At 73.1% G+C, this 11,440-nt stretch carries 10 protein-coding genes and 1 pseudogene; all 11 read left to right on the top strand.

What is annotated here, in order from left to right; translation table 11 throughout:
* Positions 1–237 precede the first annotated feature (237 nt).
* A complete protein-coding gene (locus GTW40_RS07560) occupies positions 238–1,272 on the top strand; it encodes a LacI family DNA-binding transcriptional regulator (protein WP_161179383.1) in 1,035 nt (344 codons plus the stop codon).
* 152 nt (positions 1,273–1,424) lie between these two features.
* On the top strand, positions 1,425–2,498 hold the full coding sequence (locus GTW40_RS07555) for a trypsin-like peptidase domain-containing protein (protein WP_161179382.1): 1,074 nt from the start codon (positions 1,425–1,427) through the stop codon (positions 2,496–2,498).
* A 64-nt stretch (positions 2,499–2,562) separates the two neighbouring features.
* Positions 2,563–2,796, top strand: coding sequence for a hypothetical protein (locus GTW40_RS07550; RefSeq protein WP_161179381.1), 234 nt, complete (start codon positions 2,563–2,565; stop codon positions 2,794–2,796).
* An 85-nt stretch (positions 2,797–2,881) separates the two neighbouring features.
* On the top strand, positions 2,882–3,613 hold the full coding sequence (locus GTW40_RS07545) for a response regulator transcription factor (protein WP_161179380.1): 732 nt from the start codon (positions 2,882–2,884) through the stop codon (positions 3,611–3,613).
* Positions 3,610–5,061, top strand: coding sequence for a HAMP domain-containing sensor histidine kinase (locus GTW40_RS07540; RefSeq protein WP_161179379.1), 1,452 nt, complete (start codon positions 3,610–3,612; stop codon positions 5,059–5,061). Before GTW40_RS07545 ends, GTW40_RS07540 begins: the two co-directional genes overlap by 4 nt.
* 447 nt (positions 5,062–5,508) lie before the next feature.
* The gene (gene mshD, locus GTW40_RS07535) at positions 5,509–6,435 is read left to right on the top strand and encodes a mycothiol synthase (RefSeq protein ID WP_161179378.1); all 927 of its coding nucleotides are present in this window, start codon (positions 5,509–5,511) and stop codon (positions 6,433–6,435) included.
* Between the two features lie 104 nt (positions 6,436–6,539).
* Positions 6,540–6,926: a GntR family transcriptional regulator gene (locus tag GTW40_RS07530; RefSeq protein WP_161179377.1), complete on the top strand. Its 387-nt coding sequence runs from the start codon at positions 6,540–6,542 to the stop codon at positions 6,924–6,926.
* Positions 6,923–7,816 carry an ABC transporter ATP-binding protein gene (locus GTW40_RS07525; RefSeq protein WP_161179376.1) on the top strand — a complete coding sequence of 298 codons (894 nt, stop codon included), beginning with the start codon at positions 6,923–6,925 and terminating at the stop codon, positions 7,814–7,816. The genes GTW40_RS07530 and GTW40_RS07525 overlap by 4 nt, the downstream gene beginning before the upstream one ends.
* Positions 7,813–8,772: an ABC transporter permease gene (locus GTW40_RS07520; RefSeq protein ID WP_161179375.1), complete on the top strand. Its 960-nt coding sequence runs from the start codon at positions 7,813–7,815 to the stop codon at positions 8,770–8,772. Before GTW40_RS07525 ends, GTW40_RS07520 begins: the two co-directional genes overlap by 4 nt.
* 231 nt (positions 8,773–9,003) lie before the next feature.
* Positions 9,004–11,295, top strand: coding sequence for an RNA degradosome polyphosphate kinase (locus tag GTW40_RS07515; RefSeq protein WP_237525388.1), 2,292 nt, complete (start codon positions 9,004–9,006; stop codon positions 11,293–11,295).
* Positions 11,276–11,440 (top strand): annotated as a pseudogene (locus GTW40_RS07510) (metal-binding protein); the annotation flags it as partial. The gene GTW40_RS07515 and the pseudogene GTW40_RS07510, both read left to right, overlap by 20 nt.

The following is an 11,440-nucleotide window of genomic DNA, read 5'->3' as shown; positions in this document are numbered from 1 at the left end:
GGGGGCAAGCCCGCGGGCCGACGGGTGGGCCCGCGTGTGATGTCGGGTGCCGGTTCCGGTGCCAGGGCAGGCGCTCGGGCCGCGGTCTCATGCGCGCCCGCGTATGCCGATGCGTGAACCGGTGTCGTCGTGGGCAGAACCCTGGCACGTCCCACCGCACCGCCCGGCCTCACGGCCACCGCCGGACACCGCGTTTTCGCCCTGCCCAGAACGGATCAATCCGCGTAGACTCCGCGCGTGGCGAAGGTGACTCGGGATGATGTGGCACGGCTGGCGGGGACCTCGACGGCCGTCGTCAGTTATGTCATCAACAACGGACCCCGGCCGGTCGCCCCGGCCACGCGCGAGCGTGTCCTCGCGGCGATCAAGGAGCTGGGGTACCGCCCCGACCGGGTCGCCCAGGCGATGGCCTCGCGCCGTACCGACCTCATAGGACTGATCATCCCGGACGCCCGCCAGCCCTTCTTCGGGGAGATGGCGCACGCGGTCGAACAGGCCGCCTCCGAGCGCGGAAAGATGGTCCTGGTCGGCAACACCGACTACATCGCCGAGCGCGAGGTCCACTATCTGCGGGCCTTCCTCGGGATGCGGGTCTCCGGCCTGATCCTGGTCTCCCACGCGCTGAACGACCAGGCGGCGGCCGAGATCGACGCCTGGGACGCCCGCGTGGTCCTGCTGCACGAGCGCCCCGAGGCCATCGACGACGTGGCCGTGGTGACGGACGACCTCGGCGGCGCCCAGCTCGCCGTGCGCCACCTCCTGGAGCACGGGTACGAGTACGTGGCCTGCATGGGCGGCACCGCCGACACCCCGGCGGTCGGTGACCCGGTCTCCGACCACGTCGAGGGCTGGAAGCGCGCCATGGACGAGGCGGGCCTGCCCACCGAGGGCCGCCTCTTCGAGGCGCCGTACAACCGCTACGACGCCTACCGCGTGGCCCTCGGCATCCTCTCCGGGCCCGAGCGGCCGCCCGCGATCTTCTGCTCCACCGACGACCAGGCCATCGGCGTGCTGCGCGCCGCGCGCGAGCTGCGGCTCGACGTGCCCGGCGAGCTGGCGGTGGCCGGGTTCGACGACATCAAGGAGGCGGCGCTCGCCGACCCGCCCCTGACCACCGTCGCCTCCGACCGGCCCGCGATGGCCCGCATGGCCGTCGACCTGGTCCTGGACGACGGGCTGCGCCTGGCCGGTTCGCGCCGCGAGCGCCTGAAGACCTTCCCCTCACGCCTCCAGATCCGCCAGAGCTGCGGCTGCGCGCGCCAGGACGGCTGACCGCTCCCCCGCGGTCCGGCCGCTCCCACCAGCACTCTCATCCGGCTCTCATCGGCAGCCGAGCGGGCCTCTCATGAAGGAGGCCCCAGCTTCTGCCCGGGTTCTCAGGGAGGGCTCAGGAAGCTCTCATGGTGGCGGGACATGCTCTTCGTATGACCGACGAGAGCACGCGCCGCAGCGGCGCCGACGGGTACGGAGACCCCGAGGGGTACGCGCACCCTCACGGGTACGGGAACCACCCCTACGGGTCCGACACCCCGCCGGCCGCCGCCCACGCCGCTCCCGCCCCGTGGCCGTCCCCGCCGCCGTACGCGCCGGGTCCGGCTCCGGAGGGGAAGCGGGCGCGGGGCCCGATAGCGCTCCTCGCGGCGGTCGCGCTGGTCGCGGCCGCGGTCGGCGGCGGCACCGCCTACGCCTTCCAGGAGCTGGCGGGCCACTCCGACACCGCCGCCGCGGAGTCGGGCACCCCCGTGGTGGCCGCGGGCAAGAAGGGCACGGTGGCCGCCGTGGCGGCGGCCGTCAGCACCAGCGTGGTCCAGGTGGACGCCACCCTCCAGGACGGCTCCTCCACCGGCTCCGGCGTCGTCGTCACCGACGGCGGCGAGATCATCACCAACAACCACGTGGTCTCCGGCGCCTCTTCGGTCACGGTCCGCACCGACGACGGCAAGAGCTACGCCGCCGAACTGGTCGGCACCGACAGCTCCAAGGACCTGGCACTCCTGAAGGTCTCCGGCGCCTTGGGCCTCAAGGCCGCGACGCTGGGCGACTCCTCCGGCGTCCGGGTCGGCGACACGGTCGTCGCCATCGGCTCCCCCGAGGGGCTGAGCGGCACCGTGACCAGCGGCATCGTCTCGGCACTCGACCGCGACGTGACCGTTCCGACCGACGAGTCACAGAGCCAGGGCCAGGGACAGGACGGGCAGCAGGGCGGGGACGGCGACTGGCCGTTCCGGTTCGGCGGCCGTGAGTTCAACGGCGACACCGGCTCGTCCACGACCACCTACAAGGCGATCCAGACGGACGCCTCGCTCAACCCCGGCAACTCCGGCGGCGCCCTCTTCGACGCCTCCGGCCGCGTCATCGGCATCAACTCCGCGATGTACTCCTCGGGTTCGCAGGCTTCCTCGTCCTCGGACGCGGGCAGCATCGGCCTCGGCTTCGCGATCCCGGTGAACACCGTCAAGTCCGACCTCGCCAAGCTGCGGGCGGGCTCGACGGACTAGGACCCCCGGAGACTCTCCGGTACGGCCCTGGGCAAGCGCACCACCGAACAGCAGGGAGCACGTCATGATCACGTACACCATGCACCAGACCCGTGTCACCGGCCCCGCCGACGTCACCCTGGCCCTGGAGGTGGCGCACGAGCTGCACGCCCCCGCCCCGGCTCCCCGCCTCCCCGAGCTGCCCTCCCCCGCGCCCCAGCTGATGGGCCTGCGCACCTCCGCCGACCGCCCGCACCGCCGCAAGGTGCCGCTGAACCGGCTCACCGCCCTCAACCGGCTGACCCCGGCCGGCGTCTGACCCCGGCAACCACGCCGGAGGCCCGAAACGTGCGAGGCTGAGAAACGCCCCGACCCGACCACACCATCCCGAGGAACCGCGAGCGATGAGCGCCGAAGGCGACCGTGACCCCCAGCGCATCCTGATCGTCGACGACGAACCGGCCGTACGCGAGGCCCTCCAGCGCAGCCTCGCCTTCGAGGGGTACGACACGGAGGTCGCGGTGGACGGCGCCGACGCGCTGGAGAAGGCCGCCGCCTGCCGCCCGGACCTGCTCGTGCTGGACATCCAGATGCCCCGCATGGACGGTCTGACGGCGGCCCGGCGCATCCGGGGCACCGGGGACACCACCCCGATACTGATGCTCACCGCCCGCGACACGGTCGGCGACCGGGTGACCGGCCTCGACGCCGGGGCCGACGACTACCTGGTCAAGCCGTTCGAACTGGACGAGCTGTTCGCCCGCATCAGGGCCCTGCTGCGGCGCAGCACCTACGCGGCGACCGTGTCCGCCGAGGCCCAGGAGGACGAGGCGCTGACCTTCGGGGACCTGCGGATGGACCTCGCGACCCGGGAGGTCACCCGGGGCGGCCGGCCGGTGGAGCTGACCCGTACGGAGTTCACGCTCCTGGAGATGTTCATGGCCCACCCGCGCCAGGTCCTCACCCGGGAGCAGATCCTCAAGGCCGTCTGGGGCTTCGACTTCGAGCCCTCCTCCAACTCCCTCGACGTCTACGTGATGTACCTGCGCCGCAAGACCGAGGCGGGCGGCGAGCCCCGGCTCGTGCACACCGTCCGGGGCGTGGGGTACGTACTGCGGCAGGGCGGCGGCGAGTGAGGAGGCTGGTGCGCCGCTACCAGGCGCTGCCGATCCGGGCGCGCCTGGCGATGCTGGTCGCGGCGGCGGTGGCGTTCGCGGTGGCGGCGGTGTCGGTGACCTGCTGGTTCATCGTCCAGCGCAAGCTGGAGGACGAGCTGAACCACCGGCTCACGAGCCTCGGCCGCCCGCTCAGCGCCGACCAGGTCACCACGCTGCTGCTGACCTGCCCCCAGTCCCCCAACGACAGTTACGGCGACGGACCGCCCAGCTACCTCTACCTCCAGATCGTCACCGCCGACGGCAAGGTCTGCGTCCCGCCGTACTCCGAGGGCACGGTGAAGGTGACCGCCTCGGACATCGCCGTCGCCCGCAACCCCACCAACCGCACCCGGTGGGTGCGCGACGGCACCGACTCCAAGGGCGGCGACGTACGGGTGATGACCGGCGCCGTGCTGGTGGGCGGTGGGCCCGACGTGCAGCCGTATCCCGACGTGGCCGTCATGGTGGGCTTCTCGCTGAAGGACACCGAGCGGACGCTGGACGACCTCGCGCTGATCCTGCTGCTGGTCTCCGGCATCGGCGTGGTCGGGGCGGGCGCGGCCGGTCTCGCAGTGGCCCGGGCGGGGCTGCGCCCTGTCGACAAGCTGACCGAGGCGGTCGAGCACGTGGCCCGCACCGAGGACCTCGCCGTCCGCATCCCCGTGGTCGACGAGAGCGACGACGAGGTGGCCCGGCTCTCCCGCTCCTTCAACTCCATGACCACCGCGCTGGCCAGCTCCCGCGACCTCCAGCAACAGCTGATCGCGGACGCCGGGCACGAACTGCGCACCCCGCTCACCTCCCTGCGCACCAACATCGAACTGCTCAGCCGCAGCGAGGAGACCGGGCGTCCGCTGCCCGCCGAGGACCGCAAGGCGCTGCTCGCCTCCGTCAAGGCCCAGATGACCGAACTCGGCGCGCTGATCGGCGACTTGCAGGAGCTGTCCCGCTCCGAGGGGCAGCACGGCGAGCGCGTCCAGGTGGTCTCCCTGCAGGAGACGGCCGAGGCCGCGCTGCGCCGGGCCCGGCTGCGCGGTCCCGAGCTGACGATCACGGCGGACCTGGAGCCCTGGTACGTCCGCGCGGAGCCGTCCGCGCTGGAGCGGGCCCTGGTCAACATCCTCGACAACGCGGTGAAGTTCAGTCCCGAGGGCGACACGGTCGAGGTGCGGCTGACCGACGGCACGCTGACCGTGCGCGACCACGGCCCCGGCATCCCGGCCGACGAACTCCCGCACGTCTTCGACCGCTTCTGGCGCTCCCCCAGCGCCCGCGCCCTCCCCGGCTCCGGCCTCGGCCTCTCCATCGTCGCCCGCACGATCCGCCAGGCGGGCGGCGAGGTCACCCTCTCCCGCGCCCCGGGCGGCGGCACCCTGGTGACGGTACGGCTGCCGGGGGCGCCGGTGCCGCCACCGGACACGGCGTGACGTTGCGCTGCCGCTGTGGCTCGGGGGGCGGTACGCGGGAGGCTGTTGCTTCAGGGCACCGTGCCTCTGTGCCGCCTGCCGGCCATGACGACGCGCGGCCCGGGGCGCCGTGGAGCTGGTCCACCGGGTCGGGGCGCCGGCCACCGGGACACCGCACGGCCGAACCGCCGTCGCGCCGGGCCACCGGGACACCGCACGGCCAGGCCGCCATCGTCCTGTCGCACCGGACCACCGGGTCAGGCACCGGACCGCCGTAACACCGCACGGCCGGTCCGCCATCGCCCTGCCGCGCGGGGCCAACGGACCACCATGGCACCGGGTCGCCATCGAGCCAGGGCACCGGGCCACCAGAACACCACGCAGCCCGGACGTTGTCGCGCCGCGCCGCCAGGTGCCATCGTCCCGCCCAGCCGTACCCAGCGGAGCGCCCCCCGTACCCTCATACGCATGAGCAGCGACGACTCCGAGCGGGCCGTGCCCGCCCGCTCCCTCGAGACCCAGGCCGAACTCACCCCGGAGCAGACCCGGGCCGTGCTCGATCTGCTCGCGGCGGCCGCCGCCGTGGACGGGCAGCAGCCGGTGTCCGAGCAGGGGCGGCTCCAGTTGCGCGGCGGGGCGCGGGAGGGCGTCTCCCATCTGTTGCTGAGCTACGGCGGCGAACTCGTGGGCTACGCACAGCTGGAGGACACCGATCCGGTCGAGGCACCGGCCGCCGAACTGGTCGTCCACCCGGCCCACCGGGGCCACGGCCACGGCCGCGCGCTGGGCACCGCGCTGCTCGCCGCCTCCGGCAAGCGGCTGCGGGTCTGGGCGCACGGCGGCCACCCCGCCGCCCGTCATCTCGCCCAGGTACTCGGCCTGACCCTCTTCCGCGAACTGCGCCAGATGCGGCGCCCGTTGACCGGCCTCGAACTGCCCGACCCGGTGCTGCCGGAGGGCGTGACGGTCCGCGCCTTCGTCCCCGGGCAGGACGAGACGGCGTGGCTCTCGGTCAACGCGGCCGCCTTCGCCCACCACCCCGAGCAGGGCTCGCTGACCGAACGCGACCTGGCCGACCGCGAGGCCGAGCCCTGGTTCGACCCGGCGGGCTTCTTCCTCGCCGAGCGGGGCGGCGAGCTGGTCGGCTTCCACTGGACCAAGACCCACCCCGAGGAGGGCCTCGGCGAGGTCTACGTCCTCGGTGTCCGCCCCGGCAGCCAGGGCGGCGGCCTCGGCAAGTCCCTCACCACGATCGGCCTGCGCCACCTCGCGGGCCGGGGCCTGCCCACCGCCATGCTCTACGTCGACGCGGACAACAAGGCGGCGGTCTCGGTCTACGAGCGGCTGGGCTTCACGACCCACGAGACGGACCTGATGTACCGCACGGAGACGTGAACAAGGCAGCACCAGCGATGAGTTGAGGGGCGTCCACGCTTGACGGGCGCCCCTCTTCCCGATCATCATTCCACTACTCAATTAGTGAAAGGGTGGTTCAACGCGTGGTCGAATACCGCATCGACCGGCACAGCGGGGTCGCCACCTACGTCCAGATCGTCCAGCAGACCAAGCAGGCCCTGCGCCTCGGCCAACTGCGCCCCGGCGACCGGCTGCCGACCGCCCGCGAGGTGGTCGAGGCCACCGCCATCAACCCCAACACCGTCCTCAAGGCGTACCGCGAGCTGGAGCGGGAGGGACTGGTGGAGGCCCGGCGCGGCCTCGGCACCTTCGTCCGCCGCACCCTCGGCGCCGCCCCGGCCGACTCCCCGCTGCGGGCTGAGCTGGAGGAGTGGGCGGCGCGGGCGGTCCGGGAGGGCTGGGACCGGGACGACATGGCAGCGCTCTTCACCGCCGTACTCGACAAGAGCTTCCAGGGAGAGGGTTCATGAGCGACACCGCGATCGAGGCGGACGGCCTCGGCAAGCGCTTCGGGCGGCGGGGCGGGTGGGCGCTGCGCGACTGCGCGTTCCGGCTGCCCGCGGGCCGGGTGTGCGCCGTCGTCGGCCCCAACGGCGCCGGGAAGAGCACCCTGCTCTCCCTGACGGCGGGTCTGCTCCGGGCGACCGAGGGCGGGATACGGGTGCTGGGCGTCCGGCCCGCCGAGGCCCGGCCCCGCGTCGCGTACGTCGCGCAGGAGAAGCCGCTGTACCCACAGCTCACCGTCGCCGAGACGCTGCGCATGGGCGCGGACCTCAACCCGGGCCGCTGGGACACCGCCCTCGCCGACCGGATCGCCGCGGGCGGCGATCTCGACCCCGGTGCCCGCATCCGGTCCCTGTCCGGCGGTCAGCGCACCCGCGTCGCGCTCGCCCTCGCGCTCGGCAAGCGGCCCGAACTGGTGCTCCTGGACGAGCCGATGGCCGACCTCGACCCGCTCGCACGGCACGAGCTGATGGGCCTCCTGATGGGGGTGGCCGCCGAGCACGGCACCACGATCGCGATGTCCTCCCACGTGGTCGCGGAGCTGGAGGAGTCCTGCGACCACCTGCTCCTGGTCGGCTCCGGCCGCGTCCGCCTCTCCGGCGACATCGACGACCTCCTCGCCGCCCACCTCCGGGTCACCGGACCCGCCGACGCGGCCCTGACCCCGCACACCGTGGTCGAGTCCCGCACCACCGGCCGCAGCGTCACCGCCCTGCTCCGCCCGGCGGCCCCGCTCACGGACGACTGGCAGACCGGGACGCCCACCCTGGAGGACCTGGTCCTCGCCCATCTGCGCAACCCCGAGGCCCCCGCCCTCACCGCCACCACCGACCTGTCCGAGGAGCGCGCCGCATGAGCACTCTCACCGTCTCCGCCCGGCCCCGCCCGGCCCGCTGGACGTTCCGGCTGCACCGGTGGGCGCTGTTCGTCTGGGCGGCCCTGGTGCTGGCGGGTTCCGGGCTGCTGCTGTGGGTCGGGGGACCGCTCGCGGACACGGCGGCGCGCGCCTGGCAGGAGCTGCAGGCCTGCCAGGTGGCGTGCACCATCGACACGGGCAACTACGACCCGCTGTACGAGCTGCTGACCGAGGCCATGATCCTGCTGCCGTTCCTGGTCGCCGTCTGGGCGGGCGCCGCGCTGACCGCGCGGGAGACCGAGTCCGGCACCGCGGCGCTGGCCTGGACCCAGGGCATCACCCCGGTGCGCTGGCTGGCGGTGCGGCTGGCGCTCCCGGCCGCGGCGGTCACCGCCGGGGCGAGCCTGCTGGTGGCCCTGCACCGGTACGCCTGGCAGGCGACCGCGAACCAGGTCGGCCTCCGCCCCGCCTGGTGGCTGCCCCGCACCTTCCACGCCAACGGCCCCACGACCGTCGCCGTCTGCCTGGCCGCTCTCGCGGCGGGCGCCCTCACCGGCCTGCTGGTGCGCCGTACCGTGCCCTCCATCGGCATCACCGTCGCCGCCACCGTCGTGCTGTACGCGGGCGCCCACTGGCTCATGCCGTACCTGTGGCCGCCGGTGACCAGGGTGAACGGCTTCGAGCGCGGGTACGCGGGCGAGTTCGCCGGTGTGGAGGTGGCGCACGGCATGGTGACCCGGAGCGGGGCGCACGTCCCCACACCCGACTGCACGGCGGGCTCCCTCATAGCGTGCAAGCGGCTGTACGCGCAGCACGGCGGCACCGGTTTGTTCTCCGAGTACCACCCCGAGTCCCACTACTGGCCCCTCCAGCTCACCACCAGCGCCCTGCTGCTGGCCGTGACCGCGCTGCTCACCGCCGCCTCCTTCGCGGTGCTGCGCCGCCGCACCGGCTGACCTGCTCCTAGGCGAAAAGAGGGCGGTTCCCCTGGGAGCCGCCCTCCGCTGTCCCCCACGTCATGTCCCCGTAACCGGCCATTCAGAAGCGCTTGCGAGGCTCGGGGAATGGAGCACGTCGGCAGTGGGGCTTCGCCGGAGTCCGAGGGGCACGCGGGACGGAAGGTCATCAGACTTCCCTCCGCGAAATTCGACGCTGCCGTGACGCCCCTGACACGGAAGAATGGGTTCATGAGTCAGCGAGAAGCCCAGGCACCGGCCCAGTCCTCCTCCACCGCGGCCTTCGGCGCCGATACCGCGGGCCTCGGACCCGAGGCCCCCGGCCGGACGCAGCCCCCCGTGGGCTCGATCGCCGCGCACCGCCCGCACACCGTCGCGGCGGCCGTCTCCGACCTGGAACCCGATCTCGACGCCGATCTCGACGCCTACGAGGAGACCCCGGGCGACGGCACCCCGCTGCCGCAGGGCCGCTTCCTGGACCGGGAGCGCAGCTGGCTCGCGTTCAACGAGCGCGTGCTCGAACTGGCCGAGGACCCGAACACCCCGCTCCTGGAACGCGCCAACTTCCTCGCGATCTTCGCCAGCAACCTGGACGAGTTCTTCATGGTCCGGGTGGCCGGTCTGAAGCGCCGTATCGCCACCGGTGTCGCCACCCGCTCCGCCTCCGGGCTCCAGCCCCGCGAGGTGCTGGAGATGATCTGGGCCCGCTCGCGCGAGCTGATGGCCCGGCACGCCGCCTGCTACCACGAGGACGTCGCCCCCGCGCTCGCGGAGGAGGGCATCCACCTGGTCCGCTGGAGCGAGCTGACCGACAAGGAGCAGGCCCGCCTGTTCACCCTGTTCCGGCACCAGATCTTCCCGGTGCTGACCCCGCTCGCCGTGGACCCCGCGCACCCCTTCCCGTACATCTCCGGCCTCTCGCTGAACCTGGCCGTCGTCGTGCGGAACCCGGTCAGCGGCCACAAGCACTTCGCCCGCGTGAAGGTGCCCCCGCTGCTGTCCCGCTTCCTGGAGAGCAGCCCCGGCCGCTTCGTCCCGCTGGAGGACGTGATCGGCGCGCACCTGGAGGAGCTGTTCCCGGGCATGGAGGTGCTGGAGCACCACGCCTTCCGGCTCACCCGCAACGAGGACCTGGAGGTCGAGGAGGACGACGCGGAGAACCTGCTCCAGGCCCTGGAGAAGGAGCTCATGCGGCGCCGCTTCGGGCCGCCGGTGCGCCTGGAGGTCGAGGAGGACATCGACCGCGAGGTGCTGGACCTGCTGGTGCGCGAGCTGAAGATCTCCGAGGCCGAGGTCTACCCGCTGCCCGGCCCGCTCGACCTCACCGGACTCTTCCGCATCCACAGCCTGGACCGGCCTGAGCTGAAGTACCGCAAGTTCGTCGCGGGCACCAACCGCGACCTCTCCGAGGTGGAGACCGCCTCCGCGCCCGACATCTTCGCCGCGCTGCGCCAGCGGGACGTGCTGCTGCACCACCCGTACGACTCCTTCTCCACCTCCGTGCAGGCCTTCCTGGAGCAGGCCGCGCAGGACCCGGATGTGCTGGCGATCAAGCAGACGCTGTACCGCACCTCCGGCGACTCGCCGATAGTGGACGCGCTGATCGACGCGGCCGAGTCCGGCAAGCAGGTCCTCGTCCTGGTCGAGATCAAGGCCCGCTTCGACGAGCACGCCAACATCAAGTGGGCGCGCAAGCTGGAGGAGGCGGGCTGCCACGTCGTGTACGGCCTGGTCGGCCTGAAGACCCACTGCAAGCTGTCGCTCGTGGTCCGCCAGGAGGGCGAGACCCTGCGCCGCTACAGCCACGTCGGCACCGGCAACTACCACCCGAAGACCGCCCGCCTCTACGAGGACCTCGGGCTGCTCACCGCCGACCCGCAGGTCGGCGCGGACCTCTCCGACCTGTTCAACCGGCTCTCCGGCTACTCCCGCCGCGAGACCTACCGCCGTCTCCTGGTCGCCCCCAAGTCGCTGCGGGACGGCCTGATATCGCGGATCGACAAGGAGATCCAGCACCACCGCGCGGGCCGCCCGGCCTTCGTCAAGATCAAGGTCAACTCCATGGTCGACGAGGCGATCATCGACGCCTGCTACCGGGCCTCCCAGGCGGGCGTGCCGGTCGACATCTGGGTCCGCGGCATCTGCGCGATCCGCCCCGGCGTCCCCGGCCTGTCCGAGAACATCCGGGTCCGCTCGATCCTCGGCCGCTTCCTGGAGCACTCCCGCGTCTTCGCCTTCGGCAACGGCGGCGAGCCCGAGGTGTGGTTCGGCAGCGCCGACATGATGCACCGCAACCTCGACCGCCGGATCGAGGCCCTGGTCCGGGTCACCGACCCCGGCCACCGGGCGACCCTGAACCGCCTGCTCGACACCGGCATGTCCGACACCACCGCCTCCTGGCACCTCGGCCCCGACGGCGAATGGACCCGGCACGCGACCGACGCCGAGGGCCAGCCGCTGCGCAACATCCAGGAGATGCTCATAGACGCCCGGAGGCGCCGGCGTGGCACCGCGACACCCTGACCCGGCGGACTCCGAGCCCGGGGAGGCGACCGGAGAGGCCCTCGCGGCCCATCTGCGCGCCCGGTCCACGGAGTTCCTCCGCGCCCTGCGCCTGCACCGGGAGACCGGCAGCGGCGCCTCGGGCGCGGACGGGTCGGCCGAGGCG

Source organism: Streptomyces sp. SID4985 (assembly GCF_009863025.1).
In the GTDB taxonomy this organism is placed as follows: Bacteria; Actinomycetota; Actinomycetes; order Streptomycetales; family Streptomycetaceae; genus Streptomyces.
The sequence above is the reverse complement of the archived record's forward strand: the minus strand, read 5'-3'. Positions and strand labels throughout refer to the sequence as shown.